Below are 18,398 nucleotides of genomic sequence, written 5' to 3'. Positions count from 1 at the left end.
CGGAAACCGGATGACTATTTCGCCAGGATTTCCTGTCTGACGATCTCCGCGCCCGCGCTTAAGGCTTTCAGCTTACCGTTAGCAACCTCACGTGAAAGCGGGGCCATGCCGCAGTTGGTTGACGGATACAGCTTGTCGGCATCGACAAACTGCAGCGCTTTTCGCAGCGTATCGGCCACTTCCTCCGGCGTTTCAACCGTGTTGGTTGCCACGTCAATCGCGCCGACCATCACTTTCTTGCCGCGGATCAGCTCCAGCAGATCCATCGGCACGCGTGAGTTATGGCACTCCAGGGAGATGATGTCGATGTTAGACGTCTGCAGCTTAGGGAAGGCCTCTTCGTACTGGCGCCACTCGGATCCGAGCGTCTTTTTCCAGTCGGTATTGGCCTTGATGCCGTAGCCGTAGCAGATGTGGACCGCGGTCTCGCACTTCAGCCCTTCAATGGCGCGCTCCAGCGCGGCGATCCCCCAGTCGTTCACCTCGTCAAAAAAGACGTTAAACGCCGGTTCGTCGAACTGGATAATATCCACGCCTGCGGCCTCTAGCTCTCGCGCTTCCTGATTGAGGATTTTGGCGAATTCCCATGCCAGCTTTTCGCGGCTTTTATAGTGCGCGTCGTAAAGGGTGTCGATCATGGTCATCGGCCCGGGCAGGGCCCATTTGATTGGCTTATCCGTGAGCTGGCGCAGGTACTTTGCATCGTCCACGAATACCGGCTTCTGACGCGCGACGGCCGAAACCACGGTCGGCACGCTGGCGTCGTAGCGGTTACGAATGCGCACCGTCTGGCGATTTTCAAAATCGACGCCGCTCAGGTGTTCAATAAAGGTGGTAACGAAGTGCTGACGGGTCTGTTCTCCGTCGCTGACGATATCGATACCCGCGCGGATCTGCTCATCCAGAGACAGGCGCAGCGCATCCTGCTTGCCCGCCAGCAGTTCATGATCCTGCAATTTCCAGGGTGACCACAGCGTTTCAGGTTGCGCAAGCCAGGTCGGCTTTGGCAGGCTGCCAGCCGTAGAAGTCGGGAGCAATGTTTTCATAATAAAAGACCTTTTTTGATGAATTAAAGCGTGTAGTTATCAGACCACTGCTCAAGAATGTGTTGGTAAGGCTTAATGAAATACGCTTCGGTAAAGCGACCCTGTTCAATCGCCAGACGGCTACGCTCTTCCCGGTCATAGACAATTTTGGTTAAGGAGTGATCCTGCTGGTTTAGATCCGGTCGGTAGCACAGTCCCGCCGCCGAGTTGGCGTTATAAATTTCCGGGCGATAGATCTTCTGGAACGTCTCCATCGTGCTGATGGTGGCAATCAGTTCCAGATCGGTGTAATCACTCAGCAAATCACCGGTAAAGAAGAACGCGAAAGGCGCCACGCTGTTTTCCGGCATGAAATAGCGAACCTGCAGGCCCATCTTCGCGAAGTACTGCTCCGTGAGCGACTCGCCATCCGGCTGATACTCAATGCCCAGTACGGGGTGCTGGTTACCGGTGCGGCGGTAGGTGTCTTTGCTGGAGACGCTCAGGCAAATCACCGGACCCTTGCTGAAGTTCTCTTTGTATTCCGGCGAATTCACAAAGTGGCGGAAAATATTGCCGTGCAATTCGCCAAACTTTTCCGGAATGCTGAAGTGCTGCTGATTCTTGTTGTGCTCCAGCAGCAGGACGCTGAAATCATAATCCCGCACGTAAGACGAGAAGTTATTACCTACGATGCCGGGGATTCGCTGGTTGTTTTTCTTGTCGACAATAGTGGTTTGCAAAATCTCGATGGCCGGGAACGGCTTTTCCGCGCCAATATTCAGGTCGACAGAAATAATTTCAAGCTCGACCGCGTAGCGATCGGCGTTTGGGTTATCCCAGCGCGCCAGGGCATTAAAGCGGTTATTGATCATCACCAGCGTATTGCGCAGGTTTTCCTGACGTTTTTCGCCTCGCGCCAGGTTGGCAAAGTTGGTAGTCGTACGCGTATTTTCTGACGGGTTGTAATTCTCATCGAAGCAACTGCGCTTAAGGGTATATGTGAAAGCTTTGCTCATTGTGGTTATGCATCCTAAGTTCATGTTGCTAAGAAGTTACTAATGCATAATTTATGCCTGAGCCCGCGCCGCAGGGGAAGTGACTTAATTTCAATGCAACATGAGGGAAGTTCATGAACAGGATTACGCAAAGGCTGGCATAGTTAGAATAAGGGGCATCGTGCCCCTTAGCGTTATGCTGTAGGACGTTCGTTCCAGGCGTCACTGTGCATGATGTTGCCGTCGACAATGCGCCAGGTGATTTTTTCGTACTGCAGACTTACGCTTTCCACATGGTTTATTTTATCGTTAGAAGCGATCTTCACGTTCGGCACGCTGCAGTTAACACCAGTAACCTTTACGTTCTCCATCAACACGGTGTAATAACAGACTTCCTGTCCGGCATCATTAATATGATAGAACTTGATTTCAGCGCTTTTAAGCGCCTGACCGGTAGATGCTGCTTTATAGAGATAGGGCGTGGAACTATCAACCTCCTTTTCAATCCGCATGGATGAGTGTTGTCGCGTGCCGGTGATCTTGCCGTTAGCGCTGTCTACCGGTAGGTTAAGGCCATGACTCAGCCCTATGATCTCAATGCTACCTTCACGGTCCTGAACATCAACGGAACCTTTAATATCTGCTCCACCATCGTCTTTTAACCACATGTAGGGAGGAATTGGCATTCTTTATTTCCTTGTTTTATTGAGTAACAGTGTTGTTAAGCGATAAATAATAGTGGCGAGGGTCAGTGCAATTAAAATATCGATATTGGTATATGTGTCATATATTGTTTCAGCATTCACGTCTCCATAAATAAAATTACATATAGATGAGGCCACGTCATGATCAAGATAGCGTTCAGCGGGACCCAATATGCGGCCTACTATAATGCTGATGCATAGAAACCAGACTGTTTTGAATAGCCTGATGCCCCATTTACGGACAAGTGTTGGTGTAGCCACTTTCAATCACCTCAACCCAGCCGCGTGCCTTCAGTGAACGCATACAGGGAACCTGAATAAGTTCCGTACTCATCAGAGCATTGCGAATCAATGCGTAATCAGAATCATGGGCAATCGTGATACATCCCTCAGATAGCGTACCCGGATGCAGCCGAAACAAACCCCGATAGACGTTATCAATCCAGGTGCCATCATCGATTCCCCAGTCATCCTTGTATAAAGCAAACCACTCATCGCGGCCAAATTCCGCCCCGGATCTAACCTTGTTCCACCGATCCTGAACCTTCGCTTTTAACCCTGAAAAGAAACCTCCAGTCCCTCTGTCAACAATCCAGTATTTCCCTGGGGGAATTGGGCTTGAGCCTTTAACAGCACCACATAATCCATTGTTTCTGTAAATTCCCTGCCCGGAATGCGCCATAAACACGCCAACGCCGTGCAGGTTAAAAGGCGCATAGTCAGCACCGTTAAGCAGCATTGTTCCTTTTAAGGCCATATTTTCTCCTTAGTCTTTTAATAAGAGAAAGGCAGCCTACGCCTGATGTGGGTACAGATATTCAACTCACATCATATTTCTGCGCTGCTAATTTTTTTAAGAAAATGACCTGACAATTTTTAATCACTCTTGCGGCTGAAGCGTTAGTAAGCGCTGAATAAATAATAAATAAGGCTCAGGCAACAAAACGCCATGCCTACTTCTCTGGCACACGCTCCGCAATTCCCGCTATAATCCCCAAAATTTCCAACCGGTTTAGAAACAATCATGACAAAACTCACCTTACAAGAGCAGATGCTGAAAGCGGGCCTGGTCAGCAGCAAGAAAGCGGCGAAAGTGCAGCGTACGGCAAAGAAATCACGCGTTCAGGCGCGTGAGGCTCGGGAAGCGGTAGAAGAAAACAAGAAGGCGCAGATCGAGCGTGACAAGCTGCTGAGCGAGCAGCAGAAGCAGGCCGTGCTGGCGAAAGAGTTTAAGGCGCAGGTGAAGCAGCTGATTGAGATGAACCGCATCACCGTGGCGAAAGGTAACATCACCTTTAACTTCACCGACGGTAATCTGATCAAAAAAATCGAAGTCGACAAGCAAACCCAGGCTCAGCTTATCAATGGCCGTCTGGCGATTGCCCGTCTGGTGATTAACGCCAGCGGCGACTGCGAATACGCGATTATCCCGGCTGTAGTGGCCGACAAAATTGCCCAGCGCGATGCCGACAGCATCGTATTGAACAGCGCGCTCAGCCAGGAAGAGCAGGACGAAGACGATCCGTACGCAGACTTCAAAATTCCTGACGATCTGATGTGGTAAACCGCGTTCAGAACGGGGCGGCGTGACGGGCGTTAACCGGCTCGCCGCTCGCGGGATGAATAAAATTCAACTCGCTGGCATGCAGCATCAGGCGGGGCGTTCCCTCAGCCCCCGGCGCTTCAAGACCACCATACAGATCGCAGCCCAGAATCGGGTGCCCCAGCTGCCGGCAGTGAATGCGCAGCTGGTGGGTTCGTCCGGTCTCCGGAGTCAGTTCCACCCGCGTTAACGGCAGTCCCGTCACCTGATAAAACCGTTCCACCACCCGATAGCGGGAGCGGGCGGGTTTCCCGTTGATGGCGCAGATCGACATCAGCGGGAACAGCGCCGGGTCTTTGGCAATCGGCGCATCGATTACACCTTCGTCATTTTCCACATGTCCGCAAAGCAGGGCGCTGTAGACTTTCTCCACGCTGCGCTGGCTGAACTGCTGGCACAGCGCCGCGTTGATGGCCTTATTGCGCGCAACCACCATCAGCCCGGACGTACCGAAGTCCAGGCGGTGTACCAGCGTGCAGCCGGGGAACGTCTGGACCAAACGATAGTGGACGGAATCAAGGTTTTGCGGATTTTTGCCCGAGAGGCTCAGCAGGCCGGAAGGCTTATCGATCAGCAGCAGATGTTCATCCTGCCAGAGGATCTCAATGTCGTCGTGACACGGTGGGGCAATAAAAGAATCAATAATCGCAGACATCAGGCCGCCCGGCTGGAGAGTGGGAGCGGATGATAACGAAATGCGGGGGAAAAGAAAAACCCTCCCACCGGGCGGTGAGAGGGTGAAGTCTTACGCTGCAACCAGGCTGTCGATTGCGGCTTTCGCGTCGGTCTGCGCTTTAGTTGCCACTTCAGGACCGTAAGCGATACCTTCCGCGAACACGAAGTTCACGTCAGTGATGCCGATGAAGCCCAGGAACAGGCTCAGGTACGGCGCAACCAGGTCGGTTGGGGTGTCTTTATGGATACCGCCACGGCTGGTCAGGACGATCGCACGTTTACCTTTCACCAGACCTTCCGGGCCGTTCTCGGTGTAACGGAAGGTTACGCCAGCGCGCGCCACCAGGTCGAAGTAGTTCTTCAGCTGGGTTGGGATGTTGAAGTTGTACATTGGGGCGTTGATGACGATTACGTCATGCGCCTGCAGCTCGGCAATCAGCTCGTCGGACAGGGCCAGGGCTTCCTGCTGACGTGGGCTCAGCGGTGCGTCGCTTGGGCGCAGCGCGCCAACCAGTTCGCCATCCAGCACGGGAATTGGGTTTGCAGCCAGGTCACGCACGGTGATTTCGTCAGCAGAATGCTGTTCACGCCACTGTTCAACGAAGTAATCAGACAGCTGACCAGACTGAGAGTACCCTGCCAGAATGCTGGATTTCAAAACTAATACTTTGCTCATGGGTGATTCCTGTTGTTGCATTTGATTGAAGGGGGTTGCCCCGTTGCTTGTTGACACTCTATTCACAATCCTGCCACAGAGATAGCGCAATATATCGAAGCCTATGTTCGAATTTTTTGAATAAGGCGCGAAAGACGTCAATGTGGTACTCTATAGCAATCATTAAAAAGAGAGTTTATCAGGGCGTGTACTGCCCTTTAACGCTATGACAGAACAACAAAAATTAACCTTCCCGATGCTCCTGCAACAGCTTGATTCCCTGACGCTGCGCGACAAACAGCGCTTCGCCCGCCGTCTGCACGGCGTCAAGAAGGTTAAAAATCCTGATGCACAACAGGCCATTTACCAGGAGATGGCGAAAGAGATTGAACAGGCGGCAGGGAAAGTTGTGCTGCGCGAAGCCGCACGTCCGGCGATTACCTACCCGGAAAACCTCCCCGTTAGCCAGAAAAAACAGGACATCCTTGAGGCCGTCCGCGACCACCAGGTGGTGATTGTCGCGGGGGAAACCGGCTCGGGGAAAACCACCCAGCTGCCGAAAATCTGCATGGAGCTTGGGCGCGGCCTGAAAGGGCTGATTGGCCACACCCAGCCGCGCCGTCTGGCGGCGCGCACCGTGGCGAACCGTATTGCCGAAGAGCTGCAGACGGAGCCGGGCGGCTGCATCGGTTACAAGGTGCGATTCAGCGACCACGTTAGCGATAACACCATGGTCAAGCTGATGACCGACGGTATTCTGCTGGCGGAAATCCAGCAGGATCGCCTGCTGATGCAGTACGACACCATCATCATTGACGAAGCGCACGAGCGCAGCCTGAACATCGACTTCCTGCTCGGCTACCTGAAAGAGCTGCTGCCGCGTCGCCCGGATCTGAAAGTTATCATCACCTCCGCGACCATCGACCCGGAGCGCTTCTCAAAGCACTTCAACAATGCGCCGATTATCGAGGTGTCAGGCCGCACGTATCCCGTGGAAGTGCGCTATCGCCCGATTGTTGAGGAAGCGGATGATACCGAGCGCGACCAGCTGCAGGCCATTTTTGATGCCGTTGACGAGCTGGGCAACGAAAGCGCGGGCGACATTCTGATCTTTATGAGCGGCGAGCGCGAAATCCGCGATACCGCCGATGCGCTCAGCAAGCGCGACCTGCGCCACACGGAGATCCTCCCGCTTTACGCGCGCCTGTCGAACAGCGAGCAGAACCGCGTATTCCAGCCGCACGGCGGACGCCGCATCGTTCTGGCGACCAACGTGGCGGAAACCTCGCTGACCGTGCCGGGCATTAAATACGTTATCGACCCGGGCACGGCGCGCATCAGCCGCTACAGCTACCGCACCAAGGTTCAGCGTCTGCCGATTGAGCCGGTCTCCCAGGCGTCCGCTAACCAGCGTAAGGGCCGCTGCGGCCGAGTGTCGGAAGGGATCTGTATTCGCCTCTATTCCGAAGATGATTTCCTGTCGCGCCCGGAATTTACCGACCCGGAAATTCTGCGTACCAACCTGGCGTCCGTTATCCTGCAGATGACCGCCCTGGGGCTGGGCGACATCGCGGCGTTTCCGTTCGTCGAAGCGCCGGATAAACGCAACATCCAGGACGGCGTGCGTCTGCTGGAAGAGCTCGGGGCGATCACCACCGACGAGCAGGCGACGGTCTACAAGCTGACGCCGCTGGGCCGCCAGCTCAGCCAGCTGCCGGTCGACCCGCGTCTGGCACGCATGGTGCTGGAAGCGCAAAAGCACGGCTGCGTGCGCGAGGCGATGATCATTACCTCGGCGCTCTCCATTCAGGATCCGCGCGAGCGTCCGATGGACAAACAGCAGGCGTCAGACGAAAAGCACCGCCGCTTCCACGACAAAGAGTCCGATTTCCTCGCCTTTGTGAACCTGTGGAACTACCTCGGCGAGCAGCAGAAGGCGCTCTCCTCGAATCAGTTCCGCCGCCAGTGCCGCGTGGATTTCCTCAACTACCTGCGCGTGCGCGAGTGGCAGGATATCTACACCCAGCTTCGCCAGGTGGTGAAAGAGCTGGGCATTCCGGTCAACAGCGAACCGGCGGAGTACCGCGAAATCCATATCGCGCTGCTGACCGGCCTGCTGTCCCACATCGGCATGAAGGACGCGGAGAAGCAGGAATATACCGGCGCACGTAATGCGCGTTTCTCTATCTTCCCCGGTTCCGGCCTGTTCAAGAAGCCGCCAAAGTGGACCATGGTTGCCGAGCTGGTGGAAACCAGCCGCCTGTGGGGACGCATTGCCGCGCGTATCGATCCGGAATGGGTGGAGCCGGTGGCGCAGCATCTGCTTAAGCGCTCGTACAGTGAACCGCACTGGGAGCGCGCGCAGGGCGCGGTGATGGCGACCGAAAAAGTGACCGTTTACGGCCTGCCGGTCGTCGCCGCGCGTAAGGTCAACTACAGTCAGATCGATCCGGCCCTGTGCCGCGAGCTGTTTATCCGCCACGCGCTGGTGGAGGGCGACTGGCAGACGCGCCACGCCTTCTTCCGTGAAAACCTGAAGCTGCGCGCAGAAGTTGAGGAGCTGGAGCATAAATCGCGCCGCCGCGACATTCTGGTGGACGATGAAGCGCTGTTCGAGTTTTACGACCAGCGCATCAGCCACGACGTCATCTCCGCTCGCCATTTTGACAGCTGGTGGAAGAAGGCCAGCAAAGAGACGCCGGATCTGCTCAACTTTGAAAAGAGCATGCTGATTAAAGAGGGCGCGGAGTCGGTCAGCAAGCTCGACTACCCGAACTTCTGGCATCAGGGCAACCTCAAGCTGCGTCTGACCTATCAGTTTGAGCCGGGGGCAGACGCGGACGGCGTGACCGTCCACATTCCGCTGCCGCTGTTAAACCAGGTTGACGAGAGCGGGTTCGAGTGGCAAATCCCCGGCCTGCGCCGCGAGCTGGTGATTGCGCTGATCAAATCCCTGCCGAAACCGGTGCGCCGCAACTTCGTGCCTGCGCCAAATTACGCGGAAGCGTTTTTAGGCCGCGTCACGCCGCTGGAGCTGCCGCTGCTGGACGCGCTGGAGCGTGAGTTCCGCCGCATGACCGGCACCACCATCGACCGCGATGACTGGAACTGGGATCAGGTGCCCGATCACCTGAAAATCAGCTTCCGCGTGGTGGACGATAAAAACAAAAAGCTGCTGGAAGGGCGTTCCCTGAGCGAGCTGAAAGAGGCGCTGAAAGGCAAAGTCCAGGAGACGCTGTCTGCGGTGGCCGACGACGGCATCGAGCAGAGCGGGCTGCATATCTGGAGCTTTGGTCAGCTTCCGGAAAGCTACGAGCAGAAGCGCGGTAACTATAAGGTCAAAGCCTGGCCTGCGCTGGTGGACGAGCGCGACAGCGTGGCGATCAAGCTGTTTGATAACCCGCAGGAACAGCAGCAGATGATGTGGCGCGGGCTGCGTCGCCTGCTGCTGCTGAACATCCCGTCGCCGATCAAGTATTTGCACGAGAGGCTGCCTAACAAGGCCAAGCTGGGGCTCTACTTTAACCCGTACGGCAAGGTGCTGGATCTGATTGACGACTGCATCTCCTGCGGCGTGGACAAACTCATCCACGAGGCTGGCGGTCCGGTCTGGACGGAAGAAGGCTTTGCCCAGCTTCACGAAAAGGTGCGCGCGGAACTGAACGACACCGTGGTGGAGATTGCCAAACAAGTCGAGCAGATCCTCACCGCCGTGTTCAACATCAACAAGCGCCTGAAGGGGCGCGTGGATATGACCATGGCGCTGGGGCTGTCTGACGTGAAGGCGCAGATGGCGGGACTGGTTTACCGCGGCTTTGTTACCGGCAACGGCTTTAACCGTCTTGGCGATACGCTGCGCTATCTGCAGGCGATTGAAAAACGCCTGGAGAAAATGGCTATCGACCCGCACCGCGACCGTGCGCAGATGCTGAAAGTGGAGAGCGTGCAGCAGGCGTGGCAGCAGTGGCTAAACAAGCTGCCGCCGGCGCGCCGCGACGATGAAGACGTGCAGGCGATCCGCTGGATGATCGAGGAGCTGCGCGTCAGCTTCTTTGCCCAGCAGCTCGGTACGCCGTATCCGATTTCGGATAAGCGTATTCTGCAGGCGATGGAGCAGATTTCCGCTTAAAACCCGGCTTTCTCCCTCTCCCTGTGGGAGAGGGTCGGGGTGAAGGCATCAGCCCGCACATTTATTCACCTGTTCACAATCGCCAGCGTAAACCCATCCCATCCCTTAATCCCCACCGTTTGCAGCGCGGTGGCGGTTAAGCGCGGGTTATCCCCCATCATTTCAATAAAACGCCGCACGCCCAGCACGCGCGCGTCGTCGCTTTCCCCGTTGATCACTTCGCCATCGCGTACAACGTTATCGCCGATAATCACCGTACCGGGGCGGGAGTAGTGCAGCGCCCATTCCAGATAGCCGGGATTGTTTGGCTTATCGGCATCAATAAAGATCAGGTCGAACGGCGGAACCTCACCGAAATTTTCCAGCGAGCTCAGGGCCGGGCCTTCAATTAATTCAATACGTTCGTCTAGCCCCGCGAGGTGAATATTCTGGCGGGCAACCCCGGCATGCGTCGGATCGGCTTCAAGCGTGATCAGCTTCCCGTCCGGCGGCAGGGCGCGCGCCATCCAGATTGAGCTGTAGGCACCCAGCGTGCCGATCTCCAGAATGCGTCTTGCCTGCGTCATGCGCACGAACAGCGCCAGCAGCTGCCCCTGATTGGCCGCGACATCGTGTTCGGGCAGCCCGGCGCGCTTGTTGTTTTCCAGTACCTGACTCAGTACGTCATCTTCAGGAATAAGCGAAGAAATCATGTAATTATCTACTGCAGACCACTGTTGTTGCATAGATTGACTCCTTGTGGGGATTGCCGGGTGGCGGCTACGCCTTACCCGGCCTACGGGGTGAAATGTAGGCCCGGCGCTACCGGGCGGGTCTTCAGGCACTGACCCAGCCGCCGCCCAGCGCTCTGTACAAATCAATCTGCGCCAGCAGCAGGTTATTTTTCACCTGCACCACGCTGGTCTGAACCGAGTACAGCGTGCGCTGCGCGTCCAGCACGTCCAGATAGGAGGAGTAGCCGTTTCGATTGCGGTTCTGCGCAATGCGCAGCGTCTCCTGGGCAACGTCCTGCTGGGCAAGCAGCTCCGTCAGCTGTTCCTGATAGCGCGTAATCGCATCAAGGCTGTTATTCACCTCGGCAAACGCGTTACGCACGGTCTTTTCATAGGCGTACAGCGCCTGGTTTCGCTGGGACTGGGAAATGTCCACCTGCGCATTCAGCGCCTGACGGTTCAGGAGCGGGGCAAGGATACTGCCTCCGACGCTCCAGAGCTGAAGCGGGTTGTCCAGCAGGCCGGAAAGGGTGCGATCCTGAACCGATCCGGTGGCGGTCAGGTTGATCGACGGCAGCAGGCTGGCGCGTGACGCGGCAAGCGAGGCGTCAGCCGCCACCAGCTGGCGTTCAGCCTGAACGATATCCGGGCGGCGGTTCAGGAGCGTAGAAGGCAGCTGCGACGGCAGCGTCAGCGGCGTCAGTGCCGCGAAGCTTGCGCTGCGCGCCACGTCGCCGGGGTTGCTTCCCAGCAGCAGGCTCAGGGCATTCTCCTGCTGTGCAATCTGGTGCTGCAGCACGGGCACCTGCGCCCGCGTTGAGCGAAGCTCGGAATCCGACTGCATCAGCTCCAGGCGCGAGCTGTAGCCCGTCTCAAACTGACGTTTCGCGAGGTTAAATGCCTCCTCGCGCGATTTCAGCGTGGATTCGGTCACGCGCAGCTGTTCGTCAAGCGAGAGCAGGGTGACGTAGCCGGATGCAACGGACGAGGCAACGGTCAAATCCGCAGCCGCGGCGGCGGCTTTTTGCGCCGCCAGCGAGGCTTCGGCCGCTCTTGCCGTGCTGCGGTTGACGCCCCAGATATCAACGTCATAGCTCGCCGTCAGGCTCCCTCTGTACAGCGTGCCGTAAACCGGCAGCCCGGTCGCGGCGGATTGTGAACGGGCGCGCGTGCCCGTTACCCCCGCATCAAGCGAGGGAAACAGGCTACCGTCGGCCGCATAGACCCGCGCCTGATACTCGTTTATCCGTTCGCGGGCGATCAGCACGTCGCTGTTATGCTCTAGCGCCTGGTCCACATAGCGGTTGAGATGGTTGTCATGGAAATTTCGCCACCAGAGCTGCTCCGTCGGGCTGGCAGGCCCGGCGTCAGCTCGCCACTGGGTGGGGATATGCAGCGTCGTCTGCGCCGGTTTGACGTCAACGGACTGGCATCCTGCCAGCATGACCGCCGCCACCAGCGCGGCTATCGGGCGAAGGATCATTACTTCGCCTCCCGCGTATCAATGGTCACCTGTACCGACATACCCGGACGCAGCAGCGCGGAATCTTCTGGCTTACCGAGCACCTCAATGCGCACCGGAATACGCTGGGCAATTTTGACAAAGTTGCCGGTGGCGTTGTCCGGCGTGATGGCGCTGAACTCCACGCCGGTTGCCGGGGAGATGCTCTCCACGCGGCCCTGATACGCTTTATTGTTCAGGGCATCAACCGTGAATTTCACCGGCTGACCGACGCGCAGCTCCGCGAGCTGGGTCTCTTTAATATTGGCGATGACCCAGTGCTGAGGCGGCACAAGGGTGGTGAGATGGGTTCCGGCGGTTACGTATGCCCCGAGGCGCACGGCGATCTGGCCGAGCTGGCCGTCGCGCGGTGCCACAATGCGGGTGTTCTGCAGATCAATCTGCGCCAGCTCCAGCGCCGCTTTGGCGTTTTCGACATCCGCCTCCAGCGCACCGCGATTGACAATCACCGTCTGCAGATCCTGACGCGACATCTCAAGGGCGGCTTTCGCCTGATCGATGTCGGCGCTGCCCTGGGCGGCACTGGCCAGCGCCGCGTCGCGCTCGCGAATGGAAAGCGAGCCGTCCGACGTCAGCTCTTTCACCCGCTTTAAATCCGCCTGGCTTTTCAGGCTCTGGGCGCGGGCATTTTTCAGCGCAGCGTCGTTTTTGGCGATCGTCGCTTCGGCGCTTTTACGCTGCTGCAGGTTGTTGTTCAGGGCGGCAATTTTCATCGCCAGCTGCGCCTCGGCCTGATGCACGCGCTGACGATAGATACGGTCATCAATCTGCATCAGCAGGTCGCCTTTTTTGACCTGCACAAAGTCCTGAACCTTCACCTCGGTGATATAGCCGTTCACCTGCGGGCTGATAAACGTCGTCTGGCCGCGCACGTAGGCGTTGTCGGTAAACTGCGCGTGGCGGGTGAACGGCGGCAGCTGCCACGCATAAAGGATCACCAGCACGCCGACGATACCGATGGCGGCGGCGGTGAAAACGGAAACAATGCGCACATTTTTGCGGGTGTTGGCCTGCTCTTTAGCGGCATCCTGCTGACTCATAAACTCTCCAGAAATATTTCAATTATTTGTTGCCGGTGGCGTTCTTAAGCGCCATACGGGCAGTGATGCGCAGGCGCAGCAAGCGCCATAAAATCCAGACCAGCGTGGCGGCAGCGATGCTCGCCGTCAGCAGATAAGTATCGTTGTAGGCCAGAATATTCGCCTCCAGCGCGGTCACCGTTTGCAGCTGCGTTATCGCCTGGGTGCTCAGCAGCGCGCTGTCGCCAATCAGGCTTTTATACATCTGGGTATAAAGCTGGATTCGCTCGTTGACCAGCGGGTTTAGCGTGGTGAGCTGGTCCGCCAGCAGGCTGGAGTGGTACTTCTCGCGCCAGGTCTGGAAGGTGCCGAGGATCGCGGAGCCCAGCAGGCCGCCGAGATTCTGACTCATGCCAAACATTACCGAGAAGCTGACCAGGTTGCGCGGGTCGGCGATCACCCCGCCAATGGCGGCCAGCATGGCGGGCGCCAGGAAGAAGGCGCTGCCGAAGCCGAGCAGGAACTGGCTGAGCATCAGCTGATCCGGTCGGGTCAGGTTGTTGGACTGGCTGTCCAGCAGCGAGGCAACAATCATCAGCGCCAGGGAGGTAATAATCGGCCACGCCAGTTTGGTCGGCTTAATCGTGAGACAGCTGGTGACAATCCCGCATACGATACCTGCGAAAATGGACCACGCCAGGTGGGTCATCTGCTCATTCTGTAACCCCACGTACTGCAGCCAGCCGATGACGCCGGTGTTTTGCTCTGCCAGCACGATACGGATTAGCAGCATGATGAGTCCCAGACGGACGATACTGCCGCTCGACAGCCAGCGGGTGTTCAGGAGCGGGTTGGCGCGGTTATGTTCAAAGACGATGGCAGCCACAATCAGCACCAGCGATAGCGCCAGCGACCAGCCGATCCACGGCGCTTCGAACCACCAGTCAAGGCGGCCCAGCGAGAGCACGGCGCAGAGCAGGGCCATCCCGGGGGCCATTAAAAAGAAGGTGATAAAGTCTTTCTTCTCGAAGACCTTGCGCCTGTCGCCCGGCGGCAGTTTTAAGGCTATCACGCAGGCCAGGGAGATGAGAGCCAGCCCCAGCTCGAAGAAATAGAGCCCGCGCCACTCGTCCAGCTGCAGCAGCTCTGTCGAAAACAGGCGGGCCAGCGGGATGGCGAGTGACGATCCGGTGATGCCGATGGTGAGCGCCTTCAGGCGGTGCTTCGCAGGCCAGGCCTGGATTTGATAGTAAATCCCCAGCGAGCTGAGCGCGGCGGCCACCATGCCGTGCGCGGCGCGAACCATCAGCGCCGAGCTGAGGTCGTTTACGAACAGATGGAAGAAGGTGACCAGCACGTACAGCACCAGGAAACCTTCAGTGAAGGCGCGCAGACCGTACTGCTGGCGGAACTTGACCAGCAGCAGGTTGATGGAGATGTTGGTCATCACATAGACCGCGGGCAGCCAGGCGATTTCGGTGGACCAGGCCCCGAAAGTCCCCTGCAAATTTTGCAGGTTGGCGGTCACCACCGCATTCCCCAGCGCACCCGTCAGGCAGACCAGCAGGCCCACGACGCCGTAGGCAATGCGTTTTGGCGTACTGTGTTCGGGCGTGGAGGGTGAACCCAGCAGGGCGGGTTTCTCATGTGGCTGCCACTCGCGAGGAGCATAAGGGTCGCGTTCGGGCAGGCGCATAACGTCGTTTACCTTAGAAATGATTGAATAATTAGCGGGCTAGCGATTCTACGTCTGCCGCAAATGATAATTCAAGTGAATATGATTTACGCATGTTAATCAAATGGTGAAGGGAAATTTAAGGAAAAAGAGCGGCCCGAAAGTCGGGCCGACAGCAATCAGAGATGTTCCGGTTGCGCCTGCAGAGGGGAGGCTCGCTTAACGCGGCTGGCGCAGAAAATCGCGATTAAGGAGATGGCTACCGTGACGGCAAGATACCAGGCCACCGGAACCCAGTCGCCGTCATATTTTGCCAGCAGTCCGGTGGCAATCAGCGGCGCGGTACCGCCTGCCAGCGCGGCACCCAGCTGATAGCCGAGCGTAATGCCGGTGTAGCGCACGTTTGCACTAAAAATTTCAGAGCACAGCGTGCCGAGTACCGCCGTTACCGGTGCCCACAACACGCCAAAGGCGATCACCGTCGCGAGCACAATGCCCCAGGTGGTACCGGTGTTGAGCAGCATAAACCACGGTACGATAAACAAACCCAGGATGAAGACGCTCACGGCATACATGCGTTGACGGCCAATTTTATCCGAAAGTAACCCCATTAACGGGATCATAACCGTGGCCACCAGGGCTCCCAGCGTCACGGCTTCCAGCGCCTGAGATTTTTGATACGTCAGCGTAGTGGTGGCATAGCTCACCACGAAGGTAGAGAAGATGTAGAACGGCGCGGTTTCGACAACCTTCAGACCGGCGGCAATCAACACTTCGCGCCAGTGATATTTCAGGGTATCGCGCAGAGGCGCTTTCGCCACCTGGCCCGATTGTTTTACCTTCTTGAAATCAGGCGTCTCGTCGATGTCCTTACGGATCCACAGGCCGAGCAACACCAGAACCGAACTCAGCAGGAACGGGATGCGCCAGCCCCATGAGAGGAAATCCTCCTCGCTGAACAGCGTCATCAGCGAGACGATAAAGGTCGCCATCAGCATGCCGATGGTCACGCCCGCCTGCGGAATGCTGCCGAAAAAGCCTTTACGTTTTTCGGGCGCGTATTCGTAGGCCAGCAGCAGCGCGCCGCCCCATTCACCGCCGATGCCCATCCCCTGAATGATGCGCATCAGGATCAGCAGAGCGGGAGCCCACAGGCCGATCGTCTCATACGTGGGCAGCAGGCCAATCATAACGGTTGCACCTCCCATCAAAGAGAGGGTCAGCACGAGGGTTTTTTTACGTCCGATGCGGTCGCCAATGTGGGCGAAAAGTACCCCGCCAATGGGGCGAATAAAAAAGGTTAATGAGAAAGAGAGATACGAGAGAATGAGCCCGATCACCGGATCGACCATCGGGAAAAAGATCTTATTGAAGACCAGCGCGGCCGCCGTACCGTAGAGAAAATAGTCAAACCATTCAATGGCGCTCCCGGTAAGGCTGGCGATTAACACCTTTTTATTTTTTCGTAATACCGTCGTCGTACTTTCATGTTCTGTCATGACCTGAAACCCCGCCAGTTTGATGATGTGAGAGGTGTCACCTGGCGCGCTTCAGGTGCAACCTGCGATGATGAAAAAGGTTGTGAAATTGTTAAGCAACTTAGGGTTGGATGTTGTGTTTGGCAAGCGCAGGGGGGATAAAACTGGTCAGATCACGGTGAAATAAGCAGCGCCGGGTGCTTTTTCATGACCCCTGCACAATACAATGTTTTGTAAGGCAGGAAATCAAAAGCATAATAGGCAGGTGCAACCCGATGATTTTTGGATGTTTCTGGTTATTTCAGAAAAATGATAAATTCGGCGCTTCAACAACGTGAGGAGTTCACCATGGTTCAGCCCCATTTTCCCGTTCTGGCGGATGCCACGCTGGCGGCTATTAATACTGTCGGTGAATGGCTGGCGCAGGACGACCTGAGCGCGACCCGTCCGATCCCGGAAGTCGATGCGGTGATTCTGGCAGGAAACGCGGTGATCCCAACCATTGACGCGGCCTGCCGGATTGCCTCTCAGAAAGACGTGCCGCTTCTGATTAGCGGCGGCATCGGGCATTCAACCATCTTTTTATATGACGCCATCTGCAGTCATCCGCGTTATCACACCGTACCGGCTGCAGGGCGGGCCGAAGCGAGCATTCTTGCCGACATTGCGCGGGCGTTCTGGCAGATCCCCGAGGCGCATCTGTGGGTTGAGGATCAATCCACCAACTGCGGTGAAAACGCGCGCTTTAGCTGGGACATGCTGAAACAGCACCATCGAACGACGGGGCGGGTGCTGGTGGTGCAGGATCCGACGATGCAGCGCCGCACGATGGCGACGTTTGCCCGGGTTTGTCGGGATGAGCCCGTTTCACCGCAGTGGGTCAGCCATCCAGGGTTTACGCCGACGCTGCAAAACGGTACAGAGGGCGTGGAATTCAGTGAGGGCGACACCGGACTGTGGCCCGTTGACCGTTATCTTTCACTGGTTATGGGGGAACTGCCGCGCCTGTATGATGACGCCAGCGGCTATGGCCCGGCCGGGCGGGATTATATTGCTCACGTTCAATTCCCCGAGGCCGTCATGGCCGCATGGAAACAGCTGCAGCAGGACCCGGTCCTGAAGGTGACGCGAAAAATCATCTGAGCACGGAACAATTCCCTCGCCCCATTGGGGAGAGGGTTGGTGTGAGGGGAAAATCACAGCGCCGCAAACTTATCCAGCGTCCGCACCAGCTGGGTCACAAACCCATACTCGTTGTCATACCAGGCAACGGCTTTCACCAGCTGTAGTTCTCCCGCTTCTGATACCTCCGTCTGCGTGGCGTCAAACACCGAACCATAGTGCGAGCCAATCACATCGGACGACACAATCTCTTCGTCGGTATACCCGAACGATTTATTGCCCTGCGTCGCCTTTTTCAGCGCGGCGTTGATCTCCTCAACGGTTACTTTCTTGCCCAGAATCGCCACCAGCTCGGTTACCGAACCCGTTTTTACCGGCACGCGCTGCGCGTGGCCCTTCAGTTTGCCGCTGAGCGCAGGGATCACCAGACCGATGGCTTTGGCGGCGCCGGTGGTATGCGGAATAATATTCTCTGCCGCCGCCCGCGAGGCGCGTAGGTCTTTCCCGCGCGGGCCATCTACCAGCGCCTGGGTACCGGTATAGGCGTGAATGGTGGTCATGGTGCCCACTTTGATTTCAAACGCATCGTTCAGGGCTTTCGCCAGCGGAGCCAGGCAGTTGGTGGTGCAGGATGCCACGGAAATAATGGTGTCACTGGCGTCAATGGTGTCGTCATTCACGCTGTAGACGATCGTTTTCATGTCACCCGCAGGCGCAGAGATCAGCACTTTCTTCGCGCCAGCGTCCAAGTGCGCCCGTGATTTTTCTTCAGACGTATAAAAGCCGGTGCACTCCACGACGATATCCACGCCTGCGGTTTTCCACGGAATGTGCTTCGCCTCTTTTTCGGCGTAGACCGCTATGGTTTTACCGTCAACAATCAGCGCATCCTCGGTGAAATCCACGCTCCACGGGAAGCCACCGTAGTTAGAATCATGCCTGAGAAGGTAGGCCAGCACTTTGGGTGAGGTGAGGTCGTTGATGGCGACGACGGTATTACTGTCCTGGGTTTCAAGAAGGCGACGCAGAACAAGACGTCCAATGCGTCCAAATCCGTTAATGCCAATTTTACTCATGGTG

General features: G+C 56.9%; 15 protein-coding genes. 3 read left to right on the top strand and 12 right to left on the bottom strand.

Annotation, left to right across the window (positions count from 1 at the left end; genetic code table 11):
* Positions 1-14: 14 nt before the first annotated feature.
* The 4 genes from RVY89_RS08060 to RVY89_RS08045 form a co-directional block, all read right to left on the bottom strand.
* Entirely contained in the window at positions 15-1,046 is a 1,032-nt protein-coding gene (locus RVY89_RS08060) for a methionine synthase (RefSeq protein ID WP_484827458.1), read from the bottom strand.
* 23 nt (positions 1,047-1,069) lie between these two features.
* Positions 1,070-2,044 (bottom strand): DUF1852 domain-containing protein, encoded by a 975-nt coding sequence (locus tag RVY89_RS08055; protein WP_371897480.1) that lies wholly within the window; start codon positions 2,042-2,044, stop codon positions 1,070-1,072.
* A gap of 173 nt (positions 2,045-2,217) precedes the next feature.
* A complete protein-coding gene (locus tag RVY89_RS08050) occupies positions 2,218-2,709 on the bottom strand; it encodes an Hcp family type VI secretion system effector (RefSeq protein WP_249576103.1) in 492 nt (163 codons plus the stop codon).
* A 253-nt stretch (positions 2,710-2,962) separates the two neighbouring features.
* Positions 2,963-3,484 (bottom strand): DUF2778 domain-containing protein, encoded by a 522-nt coding sequence (locus tag RVY89_RS08045; protein ID WP_484827457.1) that lies wholly within the window; start codon positions 3,482-3,484, stop codon positions 2,963-2,965.
* 267 nt (positions 3,485-3,751) lie between these two features.
* On the opposite strand from RVY89_RS08045, the gene RVY89_RS08040 reads away from it, so the two are divergent.
* The gene (locus RVY89_RS08040; RefSeq protein ID WP_021242569.1) at positions 3,752-4,291 is read left to right on the top strand and encodes a DUF2058 domain-containing protein; all 540 of its coding nucleotides are present in this window, start codon (positions 3,752-3,754) and stop codon (positions 4,289-4,291) included.
* Positions 4,292-4,298: 7 nt separating this feature from the next.
* On the opposite strand, the gene RVY89_RS08035 is transcribed toward RVY89_RS08040, so the two are convergent.
* Together RVY89_RS08035 and azoR are read right to left on the bottom strand one after the other, a co-directional pair.
* On the bottom strand, positions 4,299-4,985 hold the full coding sequence (locus tag RVY89_RS08035) for an RluA family pseudouridine synthase (RefSeq protein WP_484827456.1): 687 nt from the start codon (positions 4,983-4,985) through the stop codon (positions 4,299-4,301).
* Positions 4,986-5,075: 90 nt separating this feature from the next.
* Positions 5,076-5,681, bottom strand: coding sequence for an FMN-dependent NADH-azoreductase (azoR, locus tag RVY89_RS08030; protein ID WP_008502313.1), 606 nt, complete (start codon positions 5,679-5,681; stop codon positions 5,076-5,078).
* Positions 5,682-5,886: 205 nt separating this feature from the next.
* Between azoR and hrpA the strand changes: the two genes are divergently transcribed.
* Entirely contained in the window at positions 5,887-9,789 is a 3,903-nt protein-coding gene (hrpA, locus tag RVY89_RS08025; RefSeq protein ID WP_484827455.1) for an ATP-dependent RNA helicase HrpA, read from the top strand.
* 65 nt (positions 9,790-9,854) lie between these two features.
* On the opposite strand, the gene RVY89_RS08020 is transcribed toward hrpA, so the two are convergent.
* From RVY89_RS08020 to RVY89_RS08000, 5 genes are all read right to left on the bottom strand, one after another.
* Complete coding sequence (locus RVY89_RS08020; protein ID WP_484827454.1) at positions 9,855-10,514, bottom strand: O-methyltransferase; 660 nt, start codon at positions 10,512-10,514, stop codon at positions 9,855-9,857.
* Positions 10,515-10,605: 91 nt separating this feature from the next.
* Positions 10,606-11,985 (bottom strand): efflux transporter outer membrane subunit, encoded by a 1,380-nt coding sequence (locus tag RVY89_RS08015; RefSeq protein ID WP_484827453.1) that lies wholly within the window; start codon positions 11,983-11,985, stop codon positions 10,606-10,608.
* The gene (locus RVY89_RS08010; RefSeq protein ID WP_483536203.1) at positions 11,985-13,064 is read right to left on the bottom strand and encodes an HlyD family secretion protein; all 1,080 of its coding nucleotides are present in this window, start codon (positions 13,062-13,064) and stop codon (positions 11,985-11,987) included. Before RVY89_RS08010 ends, RVY89_RS08015 begins: the two co-directional genes overlap by 1 nt.
* Before the next feature lie 22 nt (positions 13,065-13,086).
* On the bottom strand, positions 13,087-14,739 hold the full coding sequence (locus tag RVY89_RS08005) for an MFS transporter (protein ID WP_484827452.1): 1,653 nt from the start codon (positions 14,737-14,739) through the stop codon (positions 13,087-13,089).
* A 158-nt stretch (positions 14,740-14,897) separates the two neighbouring features.
* Positions 14,898-16,217, bottom strand: a complete 1,320-nt coding sequence (locus RVY89_RS08000) for an MFS transporter (RefSeq protein ID WP_484827451.1) — start codon at positions 16,215-16,217, stop codon at positions 14,898-14,900.
* Positions 16,218-16,544: 327 nt separating this feature from the next.
* Here RVY89_RS08000 and RVY89_RS07995 point away from each other — a divergent pair, with 327 nt between their 5' ends.
* Complete coding sequence (locus RVY89_RS07995) at positions 16,545-17,339, top strand: YdcF family protein (RefSeq protein ID WP_484827450.1); 795 nt, start codon at positions 16,545-16,547, stop codon at positions 17,337-17,339.
* Between the two features lie 53 nt (positions 17,340-17,392).
* On the opposite strand, the gene gap is transcribed toward RVY89_RS07995, so the two are convergent.
* Entirely contained in the window at positions 17,393-18,394 is a 1,002-nt protein-coding gene (gene gap / locus RVY89_RS07990; protein ID WP_063408900.1) for a type I glyceraldehyde-3-phosphate dehydrogenase, read from the bottom strand.
* Between the last annotated feature and the right edge of the window lie 4 nt (positions 18,395-18,398).

It is taken from the genome of Enterobacter sp. 3U4 (genome assembly GCF_057224565.1).
Note: the sequence above shows the minus strand (reverse complement) of the source record. Positions and strands in the feature narration are given on the sequence as shown.

What these genes read in the sequence shown, in the direction of transcription:
- RVY89_RS08045 (WP_484827457.1), bottom strand. Translation starts at nt 3,484, where the DNA reads ATGGCCTTAAAAGGAACAATGCTGCTTAACGGTGCTGACTATGCGCCT.
- hrpA (WP_484827455.1), top strand. Translation starts at nt 5,887, where the DNA reads ATGACAGAACAACAAAAATTAACCTTCCCGATGCTCCTGCAACAGCTT.
- RVY89_RS08040 (WP_021242569.1), top strand. Translation starts at nt 3,752, where the DNA reads ATGACAAAACTCACCTTACAAGAGCAGATGCTGAAAGCGGGCCTGGTC.
- RVY89_RS08035 (WP_484827456.1), bottom strand. Translation starts at nt 4,985, where the DNA reads ATGTCTGCGATTATTGATTCTTTTATTGCCCCACCGTGTCACGACGAC.
- RVY89_RS08015 (WP_484827453.1), bottom strand. Translation starts at nt 11,985, where the DNA reads ATGATCCTTCGCCCGATAGCCGCGCTGGTGGCGGCGGTCATGCTGGCA.
- RVY89_RS07995 (WP_484827450.1), top strand. Translation starts at nt 16,545, where the DNA reads ATGGTTCAGCCCCATTTTCCCGTTCTGGCGGATGCCACGCTGGCGGCT.
- RVY89_RS08060 (WP_484827458.1), bottom strand. Translation starts at nt 1,046, where the DNA reads ATGAAAACATTGCTCCCGACTTCTACGGCTGGCAGCCTGCCAAAGCCG.
- azoR (WP_008502313.1), bottom strand. Translation starts at nt 5,681, where the DNA reads ATGAGCAAAGTATTAGTTTTGAAATCCAGCATTCTGGCAGGGTACTCT.
- RVY89_RS08055 (WP_371897480.1), bottom strand. Translation starts at nt 2,044, where the DNA reads ATGAGCAAAGCTTTCACATATACCCTTAAGCGCAGTTGCTTCGATGAG.
- RVY89_RS08050 (WP_249576103.1), bottom strand. Translation starts at nt 2,709, where the DNA reads ATGCCAATTCCTCCCTACATGTGGTTAAAAGACGATGGTGGAGCAGAT.
- RVY89_RS08010 (WP_483536203.1), bottom strand. Translation starts at nt 13,064, where the DNA reads ATGAGTCAGCAGGATGCCGCTAAAGAGCAGGCCAACACCCGCAAAAAT.
- RVY89_RS08020 (WP_484827454.1), bottom strand. Translation starts at nt 10,514, where the DNA reads ATGCAACAACAGTGGTCTGCAGTAGATAATTACATGATTTCTTCGCTT.
- RVY89_RS08000 (WP_484827451.1), bottom strand. Translation starts at nt 16,217, where the DNA reads ATGACAGAACATGAAAGTACGACGACGGTATTACGAAAAAATAAAAAG.
- RVY89_RS08005 (WP_484827452.1), bottom strand. Translation starts at nt 14,739, where the DNA reads ATGCGCCTGCCCGAACGCGACCCTTATGCTCCTCGCGAGTGGCAGCCA.
- gap (WP_063408900.1), bottom strand. Translation starts at nt 18,394, where the DNA reads ATGAGTAAAATTGGCATTAACGGATTTGGACGCATTGGACGTCTTGTT.